18 protein-coding genes are annotated in these 19,634 nt (G+C 48.0%); 10 read left to right on the forward strand and 8 right to left on the reverse strand.

Annotated features, from left to right (window positions below; translation table 11 throughout):
• Positions 1 to 26 precede the first annotated feature (26 nt).
• The 3 genes from KD145_RS15520 to KD145_RS15530 form a co-directional block, all read right to left on the reverse strand.
• A complete protein-coding gene (locus tag KD145_RS15520) occupies positions 27 to 266 on the reverse strand; it encodes a CcmD family protein (protein WP_211999713.1) in 240 nt (79 codons plus the stop codon).
• Complete coding sequence (gene ccsA / locus KD145_RS15525; protein WP_211999720.1) at positions 263 to 925, reverse strand: cytochrome c biogenesis protein CcsA; 663 nt, start codon at positions 923 to 925, stop codon at positions 263 to 265. Before ccsA ends, KD145_RS15520 begins: the two co-directional genes overlap by 4 nt.
• A 144-nt stretch (positions 926 to 1,069) precedes the next feature.
• The gene (locus KD145_RS15530) at positions 1,070 to 1,732 is read right to left on the reverse strand and encodes a heme exporter protein CcmB (protein WP_211999722.1); all 663 of its coding nucleotides are present in this window, start codon (positions 1,730 to 1,732) and stop codon (positions 1,070 to 1,072) included.
• 159 nt (positions 1,733 to 1,891) lie between these two features.
• Between KD145_RS15530 and accC the strand changes: the two genes are divergently transcribed.
• Both accC and KD145_RS15540 read left to right on the forward strand, forming a co-directional pair.
• A complete protein-coding gene (gene accC / locus KD145_RS15535; RefSeq protein ID WP_211999724.1) occupies positions 1,892 to 3,382 on the forward strand; it encodes an acetyl-CoA carboxylase biotin carboxylase subunit in 1,491 nt (496 codons plus the stop codon).
• A 54-nt stretch (positions 3,383 to 3,436) separates the two neighbouring features.
• Complete coding sequence (locus KD145_RS15540) at positions 3,437 to 3,919, forward strand: GtrA family protein (RefSeq protein WP_211999727.1); 483 nt, start codon at positions 3,437 to 3,439, stop codon at positions 3,917 to 3,919.
• Positions 3,920 to 3,968: 49 nt separating this feature from the next.
• Here the strand turns inward: KD145_RS15540 and KD145_RS15545 are convergent, their stop codons facing one another.
• Complete coding sequence (locus KD145_RS15545; protein WP_113617038.1) at positions 3,969 to 4,547, reverse strand: thymidine kinase; 579 nt, start codon at positions 4,545 to 4,547, stop codon at positions 3,969 to 3,971.
• Between the two features lie 89 nt (positions 4,548 to 4,636).
• On the opposite strand from KD145_RS15545, the gene KD145_RS15550 reads away from it, so the two are divergent.
• Positions 4,637 to 5,500 (forward strand): hypothetical protein, encoded by an 864-nt coding sequence (locus KD145_RS15550; protein WP_211999729.1) that lies wholly within the window; start codon positions 4,637 to 4,639, stop codon positions 5,498 to 5,500.
• Here the strand turns inward: KD145_RS15550 and KD145_RS15555 are convergent.
• The gene (locus KD145_RS15555) at positions 5,470 to 6,735 is read right to left on the reverse strand and encodes a 3-deoxy-D-manno-octulosonic acid transferase (protein WP_211999731.1); all 1,266 of its coding nucleotides are present in this window, start codon (positions 6,733 to 6,735) and stop codon (positions 5,470 to 5,472) included. The two genes, KD145_RS15550 and KD145_RS15555, sit on opposite strands and share 31 nt — an antisense overlap.
• A gap of 110 nt (positions 6,736 to 6,845) precedes the next feature.
• On the opposite strand from KD145_RS15555, the gene KD145_RS15560 reads away from it, so the two are divergent.
• From KD145_RS15560 to rfbD, 6 genes are all read left to right on the forward strand, one after another.
• A complete protein-coding gene (locus KD145_RS15560; protein ID WP_211999737.1) occupies positions 6,846 to 7,985 on the forward strand; it encodes a DegT/DnrJ/EryC1/StrS aminotransferase family protein in 1,140 nt (379 codons plus the stop codon).
• Positions 7,982 to 9,292 (forward strand): UDP-glucose/GDP-mannose dehydrogenase family protein, encoded by a 1,311-nt coding sequence (locus tag KD145_RS15565; RefSeq protein ID WP_211999739.1) that lies wholly within the window; start codon positions 7,982 to 7,984, stop codon positions 9,290 to 9,292. The genes KD145_RS15560 and KD145_RS15565 overlap by 4 nt, the downstream gene beginning before the upstream one ends.
• A 23-nt stretch (positions 9,293 to 9,315) precedes the next feature.
• Positions 9,316 to 10,257, forward strand: a complete 942-nt coding sequence (locus KD145_RS15570; protein WP_211999741.1) for a UDP-glucuronic acid decarboxylase family protein — start codon at positions 9,316 to 9,318, stop codon at positions 10,255 to 10,257.
• Between the two features lie 4 nt (positions 10,258 to 10,261).
• The gene (rfbB, locus tag KD145_RS15575; RefSeq protein ID WP_211999753.1) at positions 10,262 to 11,317 is read left to right on the forward strand and encodes a dTDP-glucose 4,6-dehydratase; all 1,056 of its coding nucleotides are present in this window, start codon (positions 10,262 to 10,264) and stop codon (positions 11,315 to 11,317) included.
• Positions 11,318 to 11,386: 69 nt separating this feature from the next.
• Positions 11,387 to 11,941 carry a dTDP-4-dehydrorhamnose 3,5-epimerase gene (gene rfbC, locus KD145_RS15580; protein WP_211999755.1) on the forward strand — a complete coding sequence of 185 codons (555 nt, stop codon included), beginning with the start codon at positions 11,387 to 11,389 and terminating at the stop codon, positions 11,939 to 11,941.
• 15 nt (positions 11,942 to 11,956) lie between these two features.
• The gene (gene rfbD / locus KD145_RS15585) at positions 11,957 to 12,823 is read left to right on the forward strand and encodes a dTDP-4-dehydrorhamnose reductase (RefSeq protein WP_211999757.1); all 867 of its coding nucleotides are present in this window, start codon (positions 11,957 to 11,959) and stop codon (positions 12,821 to 12,823) included.
• A gap of 49 nt (positions 12,824 to 12,872) precedes the next feature.
• Here the strand turns inward: rfbD and KD145_RS15590 are convergent, their stop codons facing one another.
• Complete coding sequence (locus KD145_RS15590) at positions 12,873 to 13,568, reverse strand: hypothetical protein (protein WP_211999758.1); 696 nt, start codon at positions 13,566 to 13,568, stop codon at positions 12,873 to 12,875.
• 170 nt (positions 13,569 to 13,738) lie between these two features.
• Between KD145_RS15590 and tyrS the strand changes: the two genes are divergently transcribed.
• Positions 13,739 to 15,019: a tyrosine--tRNA ligase gene (gene tyrS / locus KD145_RS15595; protein WP_211999760.1), complete on the forward strand. Its 1,281-nt coding sequence runs from the start codon at positions 13,739 to 13,741 to the stop codon at positions 15,017 to 15,019.
• 71 nt (positions 15,020 to 15,090) lie between these two features.
• Here the strand turns inward: tyrS and KD145_RS15600 are convergent, their stop codons facing one another.
• Both KD145_RS15600 and KD145_RS15605 read right to left on the reverse strand, forming a co-directional pair.
• Entirely contained in the window at positions 15,091 to 16,386 is a 1,296-nt protein-coding gene (locus KD145_RS15600; protein ID WP_211999762.1) for an amidohydrolase family protein, read from the reverse strand.
• Positions 16,387 to 16,398: 12 nt separating this feature from the next.
• The gene (locus KD145_RS15605) at positions 16,399 to 19,464 is read right to left on the reverse strand and encodes an amidohydrolase family protein (protein WP_211999764.1); all 3,066 of its coding nucleotides are present in this window, start codon (positions 19,462 to 19,464) and stop codon (positions 16,399 to 16,401) included.
• Positions 19,465 to 19,634 lie beyond the last annotated feature (170 nt).

The raw sequence follows: 19,634 nt of genomic DNA on the forward strand, positions 1-19,634 counted from the left end.
ATTGTTTTGGTATAATGATTAGATTATCACGGATTATTTTTTTCCCGCTGCTCCAGCCTGGTAATTTTTCTGTCCAGGTTGATGAGGAATAATATGATTCCCAGGAAGATGATCACCAAAACGCCAACGATCACATATATTTTACCATTGCTGCGAAAAAACTGATTAACGGCCCCTGACTCTGTATCCTGTTGTTGAGCATTTGCCAGTACAGACACCAGTAACAGGGTGAGTGTCAGGCAGCATGAAAACGCTTTGTTGATCATTTAAAAATATTTTTAAGCTCTAATTTCTTGTAGCGAACCACGAGGGTATAGATCCATACACTCAGGAGGGTCCAGCCGATGAAGGCAGGATACAGCACCATTTTCATACCACCATCGGTATCCTTTGAAGCAAAGCCCGGTGTGGTAGCACTGCCCGGATGCAAGGAGTCAACCATGCGCGGGATGATATAGGTCAGCGGGATGAGCAGGGCAAAAGCGAAAATGTTGAAGACCGCGGAGATGCGGGCCCTTTTGTCGATGTCATGAATAGAGATGCGCAATACCAGGTAGGCCATATAAATCAGGATGGCGATGGCAGTACACATCTGTTTAGGATCATCCGTGAGGGTGCCTCCCCAGGTGTAGGTGGCCCATAAAGAGCCTGTTGCAAATCCCAGCACGCCAAAAAAGGTGCCTACCCGCGCAGCGCTGGAGGCATATACATCTCTTTTAAGATCATATTTTGACAGGAAGAGCAGGGAATTGACAACGGAGATGGTGAACATGGTATACATACATATCCACATTGGCACATGAAAAAACAATCCACGGGATGATTGTCCATTGGTCCCTATGATCGGTATCTTAATAGTGAACCCGGCGATAATTACGTAAATCAGCAGCAGTATCGCTAATGCTTTCCACCAATGTCTGGCCATTTTTAACAGCTATATTCCGGGGCAAACCTACACGTTTTATCCTTAATCGCAAAGATTTTACGCGATTTTAAGTTTATCCAATATCATGAATAACCCGTTAAAATCCGTTTATATAAGTACCCGAAATATTTCGATATTTCAAAATCAGTCTTTCCACAGGAAAGGGAACAGTACCATGGTCAAAGCGATGATAAGGATGTCCATACCGCCCAGCAGGAAAAACATTTTGGGGAGTCCGGGCTGATATACCGTTACAAAGGCAGAGAGAGAAACATTGGCCAGCAACATCAGCATGGGCATCATCAGCGGGAAACCCATCACCGCCATCAGGGCAGCGTTATGGTTGGCCTGGGCTGCAATAGCCGCCAGTACTGTAAAAAGCAGACTCAGGCTGGTACCACCCAGCAACACGATGCCCACAAAATAAAAGGTATTGGTGAGCGGATTACCCAGGAACATAAAACTGCAGACCAGGGCGATCAGGCTCATCAGCATCATCAGGATCACATTATAGATAAGTTTGGCCGCAATGAAAGCCCGCGGAGATACCAGCGAATAAAAGTACAGCAGCCGTCCCCTGTTTTCCTGCATAAAGCTTTTGGCAATGGCATTTACCGCCACAAACAACTGGATTACCCAGAAAAGAGCATTCCAGAGCTTATCATCCGGTTTGCCCATCATCAGATTGATCACAAACACAGTAGAGATAATATACAGTAACACGCCATAAAAAGCATATTGCTGGCGAAGCTCCAGTACCAGGTCTTTTTTTACCAGGGTAAATATTTGGTGGACGGTATTTTTCATACAGGGGGCGAAGGTACGAATTAGGATTTAGGGATTTAGAGATTTAGGGATATGAATTCAACACGAATACGCAAAAAGTATGTCCACATCGCCAAATCCATAAATCGTAAATCTATCAATCGTAAATCTCGTATATTAGCTGCTTGTTAAAATTTTTGCATGAAAAAGATCCTGGTAGCCAATCGTGGAGAAATAGCCTTACGTATTATGCGTTCTGCCCGTGAGATGGGAATCAAGACAGTTGCTGTTTATTCTGAAGCCGATCGTACGATGCCCTTTGTACAATATGCCGATGAAGCGGTATGTATTGGGCCTGCGCCCTCCAGCCAGTCTTATCTGCTGGGGCAGAAGATCATCGAGGTGGCCAAAGCCGCAGGAGCCGACGGCATTCATCCCGGCTACGGATTTCTGAGTGAAAATGCACAATTTGCCCAACAGGTAACCGATGCCGGTATTACCTTTATAGGCCCTTCTGCCGCCTCCATAGAGATTATGGGTAGCAAACTGGCCGCCAAACAGGCCGCCCAGCGCTTTGGAGTGCCGATGGTGCCTGGTACGGAAACTCCCCTACGTAGTGTGGAAGAAGCACAGGAAGTAGTTAAAAAAACCGGGTTCCCTATCCTGATCAAAGCCTCCGCCGGCGGTGGTGGTAAAGGTATGCGGGTGGTCAATGCTCCCGAAGAACTGGAAGAACAGATACGGCTGGCCAAAAGTGAAGCCAGAAGCGCCTTTGGCGACGATGCCGTATTTATAGAAAAATATGTAGGCTCTCCCCGGCATATCGAAATACAGATACTGGGTGACCACCATGGCAACTGCGTATATCTCTTTGAGAGAGAATGTTCTATACAACGACGCCACCAGAAACTGATAGAAGAAGCTCCTTCGTCCGTGCTTACTCCGGCCATCCGCGCCGCTATGGGACAATGTGCCGTAGATGTGGCCAAAGCCTGTAATTACTATGGTGCCGGCACCGTGGAATTCCTGGTGGATGAACAGCTGAATTTTTATTTCCTGGAAATGAATACCCGTCTGCAGGTAGAACATCCGGTAACAGAGCTGATCACCGGCCTGGACCTGGTAAAAGAGCAGATAAAGGTAGCCCGTGGGGAAAAACTATCCTTTACCCAGGAAAGCCTCACCATCAACGGACACGCCATAGAACTGCGTATATGCGCCGAAGATCCGGCCAACAACTTCCTGCCGGACACTGGTCGCCTGGAAACCTATATCCGTCCACAGGGTTATGGCGTACGGGTAGATGATGGCTACGAACAGGGTATGGATATTCCTATTTTCTACGATCCTATGATCGCCAAACTGATTGCCTGGGGTAGCAACCGGGAAGAGGCTCGCCACCGCCTGCTGCGGGCCATCGAAGAATATCAGGTGAAAGGTATCCGCACCACGCTGCCTTTCGGACACTGGGCACTGCAACAACCTGCTTTTATTGAAGGTCGTTTTGATACCAATTTTATCAATAAATATTATACGCCGCAAGCCTTGCTGGAAGAGCGTCCGGAGATAGAAAAACTCGCTGCAGTATTGGCTGCACAGGTATGGCAGCAACAAAACGTAGCTTTACAACAACCGACCGGTAATAATGCTCAGCCCTCATCTGCCTGGAAAAAAAGGAATATGTTAAGGTAAGAATAAAACAGTCCGCGGAAATCCTAAAACGACTAAATTTGCGCCAATTTCATCATGCTACGCAGGATTATATTACAGATAATTGATTTCTTCTACCAGCCTTTTGCCCGGGTAATGCCGCGGCAAACGTTCCGCTATCTTGCCTGTGGAGGCAGTAATACGGTATTGGATATATTTTTATATTTTATATGCTACAATTTTGTGCTGCAGAAAGAAATGGTACATCTGCCACTTATTGACATCAGCGCACATATCGCCGCCCTCTTTATGTCAATGGCAGTTACCTTTCCTACCGGCTTCCTGCTCAGTAAATATGTAGTCTTTTCTGAATCCAACCTGAGAGGACGGGTGCAACTGTTCCGCTACTTTGTGCTCGTAGGTATCTGCATCCTGCTCAACTACTTCCTGATGAAGTTGTTTGTAGACAGGATCCACCTGTATCCTACCGTGGGTAAGATTTGTACAACCGCGCTGGTGGTCATCTTCAGTTATCTCACCCAGAAAAAATTCACCTTTAAGGTTAAACAAACCGCCTGATACAGCCTTTCCCGTTACTGTTGTCAATGGTAACGGGAAAGGGCTCCAGCTATTTTTTGATTTTCTCTTCGTAATAACAATGCCTGCAAAGGGGTTCGTACAAGTCTTTTTCCCCCAGCAACAACGTTTCTGTTTCTGCTGATTTGCGGAAGGAATAGTTGGCGATATTACCACAACGTACACAGATGGCGTGCAACTTGGTAATATAATCCGCTTTGGCGAGCATAAAGGGTATCTGACCGAAAGGTTTGCCGGTATAGTCCATATCGAGGCCGGCCACTATCACACGGATACCCCGTAATGCCAGCTGATCACAAACATTGGGCAACTCTGCATCAAAAAACTGGGCCTCATCAATTCCTACCACATCCACTTCCTGCGCCAGCAACAGTATCTGCTGGGAATTTTCTATCGGGGTGGAAACAATTTTATTTTCGTCATGCGATACAATGCTACCTTCGTCATAACGTGTATCTACCACCGGCTTAAAGATCTCCACCTTTAAATTGGCGATACGGGCACGTTTCAGGCGGCGGATCAATTCTTCCGTTTTCCCGGAAAACATAGAGCCGCAAATCACTTCAATCCAGCCCCTCCGTCCTCCTGCAAGAGAAGGTTCAATAAACATACTGTACTATTTTGATTATTAATTAATTAAAATACGCTAATTTTATACAACTAAAATAATTCCCATCACTAAGCATTAACAATTAAGGCATGGAAAAAATAAATGCATTAATTGAGAAGTTGCAGGAATTGAAAAATTCCGGTGCAGACCTGCAGGCTATATCCTATTATGTACAGCTGTTGCAGGCAGAGGTGTTGCATATGCGTAACAAACAACACCAGCAGGCGGCTCAGGAGCGACAACAACACGTTGCCGTGATTATGCCCATGCAGCAACCTGTGATGAACGCACCGGTTACAACCGCAGCGCAAACTACAACATTACCGGCAGATAAACCGGAAGTTCCGGCTGCAGGTTATCCACAATCCGCTGTGGTGGCAGATCCTGCCCCTTCCCAACCGGAACTGGTGATTATAGCACGCCCTGCTCCCCCACCGGTGGCCAGCAAACCCGAACCGCAGGAAATACCTGCCCCTGTCCGGGAACCCTTGCTGGAGCCATTTTTCAAAGAGTCTCCGGCTCCTGAAAAAAAACCGGTTCCCGCTACACTGTTTGACCAGGTAGACACCATCACTGCTGTTAAAAACAGTTATGAGCCGGACACACACGCTCTCCGCAAAGACCTCAACGAACTGGTAGGCAACAACAGCGGTACTTCCCTCAATGACCGTTTTCGTCAGCAACAGCCGGAGGTAGCCCAGAAACTGGGCGAAATGCCGGTAAAAGACCTGCGCAGCGCTATCGGCATCAACGACAAGTACCAGTTTATCCAGGAACTGTTCCGGGGAGACACCGATCTTTATGAACGTTCGGTGAAAACCATCAACGAATGCAGCACCCTGCAGGAAGCGGATTATTGGATACAGCGGGAGATAAAGATCATACAGGGATGGCAGGATGACCATCACCTGGTAAAACATTTCTATTCCTTGCTCAGGAAACGTTTCTCCTGAATATATTGTAATATCTTTTCGGTAGCCCCTTTATTGTCCTTTACATAGTTTCCGGCTATGGAAGCGGTTTTCCCATAAAACTCCGGATCATTCAGCAGTAAATTCATATAGTCCTGCAGGTTAGTCAGCTCCGGCACTACCAGCGCCCCATGCAGGGCCACCAGCTCTACTGCCTCAAAGTATTTGCTGTATTCAGGGCCTATAATAACGGGTTTGCTGTATGCGGCAGGCTCCAACAGGTTGTGGATACCATCTTTCCCGAATCCGCCACCTACATAGGTAATATTAGCGTACCGGTATAAGGTGGTCAGCATTCCGATATTATCTATGATCAGAACAGTTGCATTGGGATCAGCAGTTCCGGCTTTTAATGCTGAATAGGTGACCGCTTGGGGGAAAAATGTTTTCACTTGCCGTATATGTCCTTCGTGAATCTCATGGGGGGCGATGATCAGTTTCAGGCCGGGATGAGATGATTGTTGCCACCAGGCAGCCAGCAGCTGTTCATCTTCGGGCCAGGTGCTACCGGCAACCAACAGCTTATCATGGCCGGCAAACTGTGTTATCAGCGGCAAGGTCTGTTGTTCGGTCAGCAATGCTGCTACCCTGTCGAACCGGGTATCCCCGCTGATGCTGGCATGGTGGATACCAATTCCTTTCAGCAGTTCCAGCGAATTTTGATTTTGTACGAAGAGGTGGGTCAGCTGTAGCAGCAGCTGTTTGAACATACCGCCATAACCTTTGAAGAAAAGCTGGTCCTGGCGGAAGATACCGGACACGAGCAGAACGGGTATTTTTCGTATATACAGCTCCGTGAGGAGATGGTACCAGAATTCGTACTTGACAAAAATGGCCAGCGAAGGTTTTACGATATCTGCGAAGTCGCGTGCATTACGGCGGGTATCGAGGGGCAGATAAAACACATAATCGGCACCGGGATAGTCTTTCCTGACCTCATATCCGGAGGGCGAAAAAAATGTTAACAAAATTTTATAGCCGGGGTAACGGAGGCGTAGTGCTTCCAGTACAGGCCTGCCCTGTTCAAACTCTCCCAGGGAGGCAGCATGTATCCAGATGACCGGATGCTGGCCCAGGCCGGCCTGCCTCATCCGTGTTTGCCAGTCCTGGCGGCCTTTCAGCCATAAAGATGCCTTTTTTTTGCCACCCATGGCTGCCAGGCAGACACCTGCCTTGTACAATTGAATCCCTGTATTATAAATAGCCTTTGCCAACATTAGCCTGCGTACTTTTACTGAATTTTAAACGTCCTGCAAAGATAATCCTCACCCAATCCCAAAATTTGTAAATTTGCACACTTTAAACAAAATAAAAATATACATATCATATGGTGCCTATTCAGATGGTGGACTTGAAACGCCAGTATACGAAGATTAAACCGCAGGTGGATGCTGCCATTCAGGAAGTGCTGGAGAGTACTGCTTTCATTAATGGTGGAGCGGTGCAAAAATTTGCGGACGAGCTGCAGCAATACCTGGACATCAAGCATGTGATACCCTGCGCCAATGGCACCGATGCTTTACAGATAGCCATGATGGCACTGGACCTGCAGCCTGGTGATGAAGTGATTACCCCTTCATTCACTTTTATTGCTACCGCAGAAGTGATAGCGCTGTTAAGGCTGAAACCTGTTTTTGTGGATATTGATCCTAAGACCTACTGCCTCGACGTGGCTGCTGTGGAAAAAGCCATCACCCCTAAAACCAAGGCGATCGTTCCGGTACACCTTTACGGTCATGTGGCAGATATGGAGCCGCTGATGGCCGTTGCCGCCAAACATAACCTGTATGTAATTGAAGACAACGCACAGGCTATCGGCGCCAACTATACCTTTGCGGATGGCAGTGTGAAGAAAGCGGGTGCTATCGGCCATATTGGCTGTACTTCCTTCTTCCCTTCCAAAAACCTGGGATGTTATGGCGACGGTGGCGCATTGTTTACCAACGACGACGCCCTGGCGGCAAAAATCAGGATGGTAGCCAACCACGGCCAGTCTGCCCGTTATTATCACGATGTAGTGGGTGTTAATTCCCGTCTCGACTCCGTGCAGGCAGCTGTATTAAGGATCAAACTTCCGTTGCTCGACGAGTATATCGTAGCCCGTCGTGCCGTTGCAGACGCCTATGATGCCGCTTTTGCTGATATGCCGCAGATCACTACACCTTTCCGTGCGGCCAACAGCTACCATGTGTTCCATCAGTACACTATGCAGCTGCATGGTGCCGACAGATATAAACTACAGCAGTACCTGCAGGAAAAACAGGTGCCGGCCATGATATACTATCCAGTACCAGCCCACCGTCAGAAAATGTTCGAGCAATTTGGTGGTGCTACCTTTGAATTACCCGTAACCGATAGTCTCACCTCAACGGTGATTTCCTTGCCGATACACACTGAAATGGACAAAGATCAGTTAGATCACATTATTCACTCTGTCAAATCATTTCTAAACAATCCCCCAGCATGAAGATTACAGTAGTAGGCACTGGTTATGTAGGACTGGTAACCGGTACCTGTTTTGCAGAAACAGGCAATGAAGTTACCTGCGTAGATATCGATGCCAACAAAGTAAAAAAACTGTCTTCCGGTCAGGTTACTATCTATGAACCCGGACTGGAGAAGCTGTTTGAACGTAACCTCAAGGAAGAACGTCTGTTTTTCACCACCAGCCTGGAAGAAGGTATCCGCGAGGCGGAAGTGATATTCCTCGCCCTGCCTACACCTCCTGGTGCGGATGGTGCTGCCGATCTCTCTTTTATATTGAAAGTAGCGGACCAACTGGGTAAACTGCTGACAGACTATAAGGTAATCGTAGACAAAAGCACCGTACCGGTGGGTACAGCAGAAAAGGTCATCGCTGCCATCGCTCAAAACTGTAAAACGGAGTTCGACGTGGTGTCTAACCCTGAGTTTTTACGGGAAGGCGTAGCAGTAGACGACTTTATGAAGCCCGACCGCGTAGTGATAGGCACTAATTCTGAAAGAGCCCGTAAGATCATGGGCGAACTGTATGCTCCTTTTGTAAGACAGGGTAACCCGATCATATACATGGACGAGAAGTCCGCAGAGCTGACCAAATACGCTGCTAACTCTTTCCTCGCTACCAAAATTTCGTTCATGAACGAAATCGCTGTGCTCTGTGAAAAACTAGGTGCAGACGTAGACATGGTCCGCCGGGGTATCGGCAGCGACGATCGTATCGGCAAACGATTCCTGTTTCCCGGTATCGGCTATGGCGGCAGTTGTTTCCCTAAAGATGTACAGGCCCTGGTAAAATCTTCCCAGGATGTGGCATACGATTTTAAGATACTGAATGCTGTGATGGATGTGAACGAACGGCAGAAGCTGTTCCTTGTCCCTAAGATCAAAGCTTATTTTAACGGTGACCTCAAAGGCAAACATTTTGCGCTGTGGGGCCTGGCTTTCAAACCCAATACAGACGACATCCGGGAAGCTCCGGCATTGTACATCATCGATGCCCTGGTAGCTGCCGGCGCCACCGTTACTGTATTTGATCCTGAAGCCATGGAAAACGTAAAACAGCTGATCGGTGATAAAGTACAGTACGCCGAACACCAGTATACATCCCTGGACCACGCCGATGCGCTGATCATCGCTACCGAATGGAGCGTTTTCAGAACGCCGGATTTCCATAAAATATCTGCTTCTCTGAAGAACAAAGTTATCTTTGACGGCCGCAATCTGTTTGAAGTGTCACGTATGAAGGAGATGGGATATCACTATGAGAGTGTAGGCCGTGTCACTATTGCTTAACCATCACCACATACCTTGAATACATGGAAAAAAAGAGAATCCTGATAGCCGGTGCTGCCGGTTTCCTGGGCTCGCATCTGTGCGATCGCTTTATCAAAGAAGGTTTTCATGTGATAGCCATGGACAACCTGCTTACCGGGAATATCAAAAATATTGAACACCTGTTTCCCTTACAGGATTTTGAATACTATCATCATGATGTGACCAAGTTTATCCATGTTCCGGGTAAACTGGATTACATCCTCAACTTTGCTTCTCCTGCCAGTCCGATAGATTATCTCAAAATGCCGATACAGACCCTGAAAGTGGGTTCGCTCGGCACGCATAACCTGCTGGGCCTGGCCAAGGAAAAGAAAGCCCGTATACTGGTAGCATCTACTTCTGAAGTATATGGCGACCCTGCTGTACACCCACAGACAGAAGAATACTGGGGCAATGTAAACCCTGTAGGACCACGTGGTGTATATGATGAGGCCAAGCGGTTCCTGGAATCCATTACCATGGCTTATCATAACTTCCATGGCGTAGAAACCAGGATCGTACGTATCTTTAACACTTACGGCCCGCGGATGCGCCTCAATGATGGCCGCGCATTACCGGCATTTATGAGCCAGGCACTGAGTGGACAAGACCTGACAGTTTTCGGAGATGGCAAACAAACCCGCTCCTTCTGTTATGTAGATGATCTGATAGAAGGTATCTACCGTCTGCTGCTGAGTGACTATCACCTGCCAGTGAACATCGGTAATCCGGAAGAGATCACGCTCAATCAGTTTGCAGAAGAAATCATCGCGCTGACTGAGTCCAAACAAAAAATCGTATACCATCCGTTGCCTAAGGATGATCCTAAACAACGGCAGCCCGATATCACCAAAGCCCGTACCCTGCTGGGATGGGAGCCGAAAGTGAGCAGGAAGGAAGGTTTAAAAATCACCTACGACTATTTTAAACAAGCACTGAAATAATTTCATGAAGCGGAAACTACTTATTACAGGCGGAGCAGGATTTATTGGTTCACATGTGGTACGGTTGTTTGTTACCAAATACCCTGACTACCAGATTGTAAACCTGGATGCCCTTACCTACGCCGGTAACCTGGAAAACCTGTCAGATGTAAGAGACCTGCCCAATTATATCTTCGAAAAAGGAGACATTACAGATGAGGCCTTCATCGATCAGCTTTTCGGGAAGTACCAGTTTGATGGAGTGATCCACCTGGCAGCAGAAAGCCATGTAGACCGCTCCATCATGGACCCGCTGGCTTTTATCAAAACCAATGTGCTGGGAACGGCTGTACTGTTGAACACCGCCCGTAAATACTGGAAAGACAGTTATGATGACAAGCTGTTTTACCATGTATCTACTGATGAGGTATACGGCTCTCTGGGAGCGGAAGGTTTCTTCCATGAAACCACCCCGTACGATCCACGGTCTCCGTATTCCGCATCAAAAGCCAGTTCAGACCATTTTGTGATGGCGTATTATCATACGTATCACCTTCCGGCCATTATTTCCAATTGCTCCAACAACTATGGTTCCCACCATTTCCCGGAGAAATTGATACCGCTGGCCATCCATAATATCAAAAACAACAAGCCTGTTCCAGTATACGGTAAAGGTGAAAACGTACGTGACTGGCTATACGTAAATGATCATGCCCGCGCCATTGATACCATTTTCCATCGTGGCAGGATCGGTGAAACATACAATATCGGCGGCTTCAACGAATGGAAAAATATTGACCTGATCCAGCTGCTGTGCCGTATCATGGACAAAAAGCTGGGACGTCCCGAGGGGACCTCTGCCCAGCTGATCACTTTTGTAAAAGACCGCGCCGGACACGATTTGCGCTATGCCATCGATGCCACCAAGCTGAACAAGGAACTGGGCTGGGAGCCTTCTCTCCAGTTTGAAGAAGGACTGGAAAAAACAGTAGACTGGTACCTGACCAATGAAGAATGGCTGCAACATGTCACCAGCGGAGATTATCAGAAATATTACCAGGAGCAATACCAAAAAAGATAATTTATGGATAACGGATACTGAATCACCATATTCCTTATCCGTTATCCGTAATTCGTAATTATTTTAAACATGTCCTTTTCAGAAACAGGTTTACCCGGACTGTTAGTATACGAGCCTAAAGTATTCGGAGATAGTCGCGGATATTTTTTCGAGAGTTACAACGCTAATACTTTCCGTGATGCCGGCATTGAATACACATTTATCCAGGATAATCAGGCACGTTCTACCTACGGCGTATTAAGGGGTTTGCATTATCAGCTGGAACCCTATGCCCAGACCAAACTGGTGAGAGTACTGGAAGGAAAAATCATTGACGCCGTAGTGGACATCCGGAAAGGTTCTCCCACCTATGGCAAGTCCTTCACGATCGAATTAAGTGCAGAAAACAAACTCCAACTGCTGGTACCCAAAGGGTTTGCCCATGGTTATGCGGTGATCAGCGAAACTGCTGAGGTGATGTACAAGTGCGACAACTTCTATCATAAAGGCAGTGAAGGTGGGATCATTTATAATGACCCGGACCTGAACATTGACTGGGGCATAGAACTGAACAATGCGATCATTTCTGATAAAGACCTGGCATTACCCAGACTGACAGATATTAGCCACAACTTTGTGTTTTAACAGCTGATTATTGTTATGAAAAATATTCTTGTTACCGGCGGCCACGGCCAGTTAGGTCAGTCGCTGAAAAAAGCGGCCACCGCTTATCCTCAGTTCAACCTGATATTTCTGGATGCAACTGAACTGGATGTTACCGATGCAGATGCTCTGTCTGCCTACTTCAGCGCCAACCAGCCAGATGCCTGTATTAACTGTGCCGCCTATACGGCAGTAGACAAAGCAGAATCCGAAGAGGAAAAAGCTTTCCTGCTTAATTTCCAGGCAGTGCTGTTACTCGCCGAAATCTGTGCCGAACACCGCACTCAGCTGATCCATATATCCACTGACTATGTCTTCAGTGGTAAACAGAATGTTCCCTACCGGGAAGATGATGAAACAGATCCGCAGAGTATCTACGGTTCATCCAAACTGCGTGGAGAAGCTGCCGCCCTGGGCTATAATCCGGATACCATCGTGGTACGTACTTCCTGGCTGTACTCTGAATATGCGGTCAACTTCCTTAAACGCATGCAGGAACTGATGCGGGAAAAACAGGAGCTGAGCGTAGTATTCGATCAGACAGGCACCCCCACCTATGCGGGCGACCTGGCTACTGCACTGCTGGACATTCTGCAGTACAAAGCCGGCAACCCGGATGCGGCCACCGGCGGCGTATATCACTACAGCAACGAAGGTGTTACCAGCTGGTACGATTTTGCTGTTACCATCAAGGAACTCACCGCGGCCACCACTACCATATTACCGGTTACTTCCGACAAATACCAGACAGCCGCTGCAAGGCCTGCCTACAGCGTGTTGAACAAGGAAAAAATCAAAGAAACATTCGGCATCCATGTTCCATATTGGAGAGACAGCCTCAACAAATGCCTCAGGCGGATGTAAAAAGATATCATAAGAGAAAGGGCCATGCAAGTTGCATGGCCCTTTCTCTTTATTTCTTAAATCCCGTAATCAGCGTCCCTCCTGCCTCCTTGCCATCCATATATGACAATGTCTTCACTACCCCAAATCCCGGAGCAAACCACTCCACAGCATTGAGTTTCATGGGTACACCGGTGCCCATCATCTGCATTTTAAAAGCCAGGTCGTAGGAGATTTTATAGCAGTCCCAGCTACCGGCCGGTGTGGTGATTTTTTCCTTGCCTGCCACTTTGCGGTTGGTAATAGCATAATTAACACTGACATCCATTCCGCTGACATTACCTGCCATTTCAAATGCACCGCCTTTCAACTCCTGCCCGATGTGCATACTGGCCGGATAATCCAGGAAGGCGTTGGTTGTTTTGGCTTCCATCTTCAGGTCTTTCAACTGGGACATGGAAGGCATGCCCACTTTCATGTCTACGGCCACCCCGTCGCCACTGCATTTGAAGCGGCCTTCACTGGTGGTGAGCATCCTGTTGCTTTTATCGTATATGGTGGCAGTAAAATCAGAAACAGTACCAGTAGCCTCTTTATGCACATTGCTTACTTTGTAGATCGTTTTTCCACTGGCAGTGCCTTTAGCATCATATACGGTCATTTCCACCTCCGCATTGTTCAGCAGATAGTAATACCCGGCACAGTCCTGTGCCCATGATGAGGCGGCCATCAGCAATGCCGCCATCAGAAACAATAGTTTTCTCATAATAAATTAGGTTTGGAGGTAATGTATAACCTAGTGAATAAACCGTACTGTCATCCGCTGGCAGTGAGTCAGATTTAAAAATACAGCATTTCTGCAACGCACCGAAAAATCAGCTTCTCTCCCCCTGTTCAGACAATTTTGTGTAGGTTTGCAAAAATTGTTATTGAATCATGAATCTGATAGAAGAACTACGCTGGCGGGGTATGCTACAGGATATGATGCCTGGCACTGAAGAGCAACTGCAAAAGGAAATGACCACTGCTTATATTGGTTTTGACCCTACTGCAGAATCGCTGCACATCGGTAGCCTCGTACCTATCCTGCTGCTGGTGCATCTGCAAAAGGCAGGACACAAACCTCTGGCGTTGGTAGGCGGTGCTACCGGTATGGTAGGCGACCCCTCTTTCAAGGCAGAAGAAAGGAAAATGCTCGATGACGAAACCCTTCAGCGCAACGTAAACGGTATCCGTAAACAGCTGGAACGCTTCCTCGACTTCGATCCTGCCAAACCTAATGCGGCGGAAATGGTGAATAACTACGACTGGTTTCAACACATTTCCTTCCTCGACTTTATCCGCGATACGGGTAAACACATCACCGTCAACTATATGATGGCCAAAGATTCCGTGAAAAAAAGAATCGAAGGCGACAACGGGATGTCTTTCACTGAATTCACTTATCAACTCATACAAGGACACGATTTCTATCATCTGTATACCAACAAAAACTGTAAACTGCAGATGGGTGGCTCCGACCAGTGGGGCAATATCGTGACCGGTACAGAACTGATCCGCCGTAAGGCACAGGGACAGGCTTTTGCCTTCACCTGCCCGCTGATCAAAAAAGCAGATGGTACCAAATTCGGTAAAACAGAACAGGGCACCGTTTGGCTCGACCCAACACGTACTTCCCCCTACGCTTTTTACCAGTTCTGGCTTGGCACTACAGACGTAGACGCAGAAAGTTATATCAAAATATTCACCTTCCTCGAACAGGCAGAAGTAGATGCCATGATCGAAGAACACAAACAAGACCCGGGAAAACGTCTGTTACAGAAACGACTGGCACAGGAAGTGACTACTTTCATTCACGGGGAAGACAACTACAAATTTGCGGTAGAAGCGTCTTCTATTCTTTTTAATAAAGACACCGCCCAGATACTGCTTGCCCTGTCTGAAGAAGACCTCGTGGAAGTAATGGCAGGTGTACCTCAGCATGAGATTCCCAAAACCGATCTGGAAGCAGGTAAGGATATCGTAAGTTTCCTCGCTGAAACCGGTATCTTCCCAAGCAAGGGTGAAGCCCGCAAAACCGTACAGGGTGGCGGTGTAAGCGTTAACAAAGTGAAAGTGCCTGGTATAGACATGATTATCGACAACAGCTCTCTCCTCCGGGATAAATATATCCTGTTGCAGAAAGGAAAAAACTATTTCCTCGTAAAAGCTGTTTAAAACAACTTATCATAAAAGCAGAAAGCCCCGGACATCAGCATGTCCGGGGCTTTCTGCTTAATATACAACCACTATTTGATGTTGTACTTCTTCTGGTATTTTTCATACAGCTGATGCTGTTTGTTATCCAGGTTGATTTCCCTGCCCTGGATATAAGCGCGGGTGATGATACTGGACTTCATATCCAGCATATCGCCGGCACTCACCGCAATATTGGCATCCTTGCCAGTTTCGAGAGTACCGGTGATTTTATCGATTCCCAGTATTTTGGCGGCATTCAGCGTAACAGCAGACAAGGCTTCTTCCCTGCTCAGTCCGAAAGTGCTGGCAGTACCGGCTTCGAAGCCCAGGTTGCGCTGCTGCCAGAAACCTTCGTTGCTCAGACAGTACAACACACCTGCTTTCTGCAGCTGTGCAGCGGTTTTATAAGGCTGGTCGATATCATCGTCCTGCATCAGAGGCAGACTATGCGGCTGTGTAAGCACTACAGCGATGTTGTTTTGTTTCAACAGGTCTGCAATCTGCCAGGAGTCTGCTCCGCCAACAATCACCACTTCTACATTAAACTCCTTCGCAAAATCAATCGCCAGCAGCATCTCCCTTACCAGTTCACAGTGGATGAACAGTTTCTGTTCTCTGTTGAACAGCTTACGCATGGCCTCATAACGGAGATTAGTGGCTGTATGTTTGTTTTCCTGCTGATAAGCTTTTGCTTCGCGGAAAAACATACGCACTTTTTCAATCTGCTCCAGACCTTCTTTTACCGGATCTCTGGGCTGAGGACCGCGGAAACCACGTCCAGAGCCGACATTTACCAGACGAGGCATATAAAAGTGTACGCCGTTATCTGTTTTGTAGGCGGCATCTTCCCAGTTCCAGGCATCGAGTTGCACAACGGAAGAAGTACCACTTATAAGACCTCCTTCAGGTGTCACCTGGGCCAGCAGGATACCGTTGGACCGCAGGGTGTTGATCACTTTGGAATCTGTATTGTAAGAGATGATGGAACGGATGGAAGGATTGATTTCACCCACTTCCCTGGCATCGATGGTGGCACGTACGCTTTCAAATTCCACCAGGCCTAGTTTGGTTTCCGGGGCGATGATACCCGGATAAACATGTTGCCCTTTCATGTCCAGCACAGTGGCGTCGCTGGCTGCAGCAGGCACGCTGGCGCCTACCGCCGTGATTTTACCTTTGGCAAAAGCAATCGTGCCGTTTTCGATAACCTGACCGTTACCCACATGGATCACGGCGTTGGTAAGATATACCGGCTTGTCCTGCGGGCCTGCCGGGGAGATGGTCTCCTGTGCATAGGCAGTTTGTGCGCCAATAGCCAGGGCCAGTAGATATATGCTTTTTTTCATGATTTTATTTTTTTAGAACCCAGCACCTGTTGTTAATCCCAGACCTTCCTGGTGGCCACCCTGCAGGTCTTCGCAATGGTACATTTCATCCGGTGCAAAAGAAGCCTTCTGCATAGGAGTGCCTTTTTTCTTTTCGCCCAGCAGTTTCTGTGTCAGTCTGTTGCGTTCTGCCGCAATACGCTGACGCAGCTGCAGATCGTAATCGCGGTCAAATTCCACGATACCGTCTACAATGGTTTTTTCTGCTTTAGCGTAGATGCTCAGCGGATGGTCGCTCCACAGTACCAGATCGGCATCCTTACCTACTTTGATGCTGCCTGTACGGCTGTCTACATGCAACAGCTTCGCAGGGTTGAGCGTTACCATTTTCAGGGCCTCTTCTTCAGGTACACCGCCGTACTTCACGATTTTGCCGGCTTCCTGGTTAAGACGACGTGCCATCTCCGCATCGTCGGAGTTGATGGCGGTCACCACACCTACCTTATGCATGATGGCTGCATTATACGGGATGGCGTCCTGTACTTCCATTTTGTACGCCCACCAGTCAGCGAAGGTACCAGCACCGGCGCCATGTGCTTTCATTTTATCAGCCACCTTGTAGCCTTCCAGAATATGAGTGAAGGTATTTACGCGGAAGTGGAAGCTGTCTGCCACATGCATCAGCATGTTGATTTCGCTCTGCACATAAGAGTGGCAGGTGATGAAACGTTTGGCGTTAAGAATTTCCGCCAGCGCGTCCAGTTCCAGATCACGACGTTTGCCGGGACCTTGTTTTTCATAGTCACGGGCACGGGTAAACGCATCTACATATACTTGCTCTACCCCCATCCTGGTCTGCGGGAAACGAACGGTGTTACGATCCCCCCAGTTGGACTGCTTCACGTTTTCACCCAGGGCAAATTTGATGAAAGGATCCCATCCAGTTACTTTTAATTCTTCTGCATTCTGGCCCCAGCGCAGTTTGATGAGCTGTGACTGTCCGCCGATCGGGTTGGCACTGCCATGCAATAGATGAGAGGCAGTAACACCACCGCTCAGCTGACGGTAGATATTCACATCATCCGGATTCAGTACATCACCGATACGTACCTCTGCGGTCACCGCCTGAGAGCCTTCATTGACACCGTTGGAAATAGCGATATGAGAGTGTTCATCGATGATACCGGCAGAGAGGTGTTTGCCGGTACCGTCAATCACGCGGGCATTGCCAGCAGCCAGGTTTTTACCTATCTGAGCGATCTTGCCGTTGCGTACCAGCACGTCGGTATTTTCCAGCCTGCCTTCTTTTTCGTTGGTCCAGACAGTTGCGTTTTTAATGAGGATGTCTTGTTGCTGTGGCAGTTTATCCCAGCCATATCCACTGAATGGATAATACATAGGGCCCATATCCACTGCTGCTTTTTTCTTTGCAGAATCAGCTTTGGCAGGTGCAGTGCCGGCGAATACAGCATTCCATCTGATGGCGCTACCCGCGGTATCAATGCCTGTACCGGACCAGCCGTTATCGCTGATCAGACCACTCAACCGGATGTTGTTGCGGGCATTTTTTGCCAGCGGCAGCGAAAGGGTCACCAGCTTATTGTTGATGTCGATGCGGCCGGCAACGGTGTCTTTCTGCAATACAGCCACTGCAGGCGCTGCAGGTGTACCTTTTATTTCTATTTTAATGCTGTTGCCAGGTGTCAGGTTAATTGTATAAACACCGCGGATATCGTTCCAGGCGTCTGACTTGATCAGGTAACGATTGCCCTGCACCCAGTTTTGCAGCAGCACCGTATTTTCATTGAACACCGGTCCGGAAGTGATGAGGAAGTTGGCCAGTTTGCCTGCTTCCAGGCTTCCCACTTTATCATAAACTTTTAAAGTAGTGGCAGGTGTTTTGGTGAGGGCTTCCAGTGCTTTCTGTTCACTCAGGCCATACTCGATGGCTTTGCGTACGCTGCCCAGGAAAGACTTCACATCTTTCAGGTCAGCGGCAGTCAGACAGAAAGGGATATTCGCTTTTTCAAAAGCGGCGGGCTGTGAAGGGGCCATTTCCCAGTGTTTCATATCGGTGAGTGACACAAAACGGGCATCGTTGGGATCTTCCATATCGATGGCTCCCGGGAAATTGAGCGGCAGGATAAAAGTGGCTTTGGTAGCGGCTATTTCAGGCATACGCTGATATTCGTTGCCACCGGCTTTGATGATATACTGGACTCCGAATTCATCGCCGATTTTGTCGGCACGGAGGGCATCCCATTTATCTTTTACCTCGAAGATGGAGGGCAGCTGCTGATTGGCATTCCAGGCCTGCAGACTGAGGTTAACCCCTTCTTTAGCCGGCTGGGATTTATACCACTGTGCGTCAAGATAAGTCTGGCGCAGCAGGGCGATATAACCCATCTGTGAGCTGGGGTAGTTCTGGGTAGAACTGCCTTTATCAAAAGAATAGCCGGCTGCTATTTTTTCTTTGATGATCACTTTGTTTTCCTTGCCATTGGCGAGGGTCACCAGCGTAGCGGTACCACGGGCCACACCGTCTGTTGGCTGCGATACCACTGTACCAAAGCCCGCCTCGCGGAGGGTAGCTGCTTTAGTTTCATCAACAGCAAAGAGGTCTACTGCATTGATTTCACTTCTGATAGCCTGGTTCCAGCCATAGGCGCCTTTGGTATTGGAAAGAAATTGTGGTGCTGCATTCCAGGAGCCGCCGGTGCGTTTAATTTCAGCCTGGCCATAGCTGCTGAAAATGTCTACAAAGGAAGGATAGATGTACTTTCCTTTACAGTCCACTACCACCGCATCTTTAGGGATTACGGCGGCGGGGCCGGCATCCACAATTCTGCCATCACGTACCACCAGTGTGGCGTTGCTCAGGGTAGTCTGTGCATCTTTAATGATGGTGGCATGGGTAAATGCATAACAACCATCTTTAGGGTCCGCAATTCCATTAACAGGATAGGTTTCCTGTGCATGGGCATAGGAGCCAGCCAGCAGTAACGAGAACACCAGCAGCTTGCTGCGGTGCCGGTTCAGGGCATAGGCGACGCCACGGGATAGCAAAGCCCTCCCGGGTTTCTCAAAAGCTCTTTTCATGTACAACAGTTTTTTCGATTTAGATTCAGTTGCTCGGCTTAAATGTAATAAATGATTAGTCGGGGAGATAGCAAATAGCACTTTTTTTTATGAGTGGTAGCGGTTCCGGGGCCGAATAAGTTTTTGCATTAACACGAAAAAGGGATAATTTGAAAAGGGTTTACCCATTA

Origin of the sequence: Chitinophaga sp. HK235 (assembly GCF_018255755.1) — a bacterium.
GTDB lineage: Bacteria > Bacteroidota > Bacteroidia > Chitinophagales > Chitinophagaceae > Chitinophaga.

Excerpts from the sequence above, each read along its gene's own strand:
- KD145_RS15520 (WP_211999713.1), bottom strand. The coding sequence starts at position 266 with ATGATCAACAAAGCGTTTTCATGCTGCCTGACACTCACCCTGTTACTG.
- ccsA (WP_211999720.1), bottom strand. The coding sequence starts at position 925 with ATGGCCAGACATTGGTGGAAAGCATTAGCGATACTGCTGCTGATTTAC.
- KD145_RS15530 (WP_211999722.1), bottom strand. The coding sequence starts at position 1,732 with ATGAAAAATACCGTCCACCAAATATTTACCCTGGTAAAAAAAGACCTG.
- accC (WP_211999724.1), top strand. The coding sequence starts at position 1,892 with ATGAAAAAGATCCTGGTAGCCAATCGTGGAGAAATAGCCTTACGTATT.
- KD145_RS15540 (WP_211999727.1), top strand. The coding sequence starts at position 3,437 with ATGCTACGCAGGATTATATTACAGATAATTGATTTCTTCTACCAGCCT.
- KD145_RS15545 (WP_113617038.1), bottom strand. The coding sequence starts at position 4,547 with ATGTTTATTGAACCTTCTCTTGCAGGAGGACGGAGGGGCTGGATTGAA.
- KD145_RS15550 (WP_211999729.1), top strand. The coding sequence starts at position 4,637 with ATGGAAAAAATAAATGCATTAATTGAGAAGTTGCAGGAATTGAAAAAT.
- KD145_RS15555 (WP_211999731.1), bottom strand. The coding sequence starts at position 6,735 with ATGTTGGCAAAGGCTATTTATAATACAGGGATTCAATTGTACAAGGCA.
- KD145_RS15560 (WP_211999737.1), top strand. The coding sequence starts at position 6,846 with ATGGTGCCTATTCAGATGGTGGACTTGAAACGCCAGTATACGAAGATT.
- KD145_RS15565 (WP_211999739.1), top strand. The coding sequence starts at position 7,982 with ATGAAGATTACAGTAGTAGGCACTGGTTATGTAGGACTGGTAACCGGT.
- KD145_RS15570 (WP_211999741.1), top strand. The coding sequence starts at position 9,316 with ATGGAAAAAAAGAGAATCCTGATAGCCGGTGCTGCCGGTTTCCTGGGC.
- rfbB (WP_211999753.1), top strand. The coding sequence starts at position 10,262 with ATGAAGCGGAAACTACTTATTACAGGCGGAGCAGGATTTATTGGTTCA.
- rfbC (WP_211999755.1), top strand. The coding sequence starts at position 11,387 with ATGTCCTTTTCAGAAACAGGTTTACCCGGACTGTTAGTATACGAGCCT.
- rfbD (WP_211999757.1), top strand. The coding sequence starts at position 11,957 with ATGAAAAATATTCTTGTTACCGGCGGCCACGGCCAGTTAGGTCAGTCG.
- KD145_RS15590 (WP_211999758.1), bottom strand. The coding sequence starts at position 13,568 with ATGAGAAAACTATTGTTTCTGATGGCGGCATTGCTGATGGCCGCCTCA.
- tyrS (WP_211999760.1), top strand. The coding sequence starts at position 13,739 with ATGAATCTGATAGAAGAACTACGCTGGCGGGGTATGCTACAGGATATG.
- KD145_RS15600 (WP_211999762.1), bottom strand. The coding sequence starts at position 16,386 with ATGAAAAAAAGCATATATCTACTGGCCCTGGCTATTGGCGCACAAACT.
- KD145_RS15605 (WP_211999764.1), bottom strand. The coding sequence starts at position 19,464 with ATGAAAAGAGCTTTTGAGAAACCCGGGAGGGCTTTGCTATCCCGTGGC.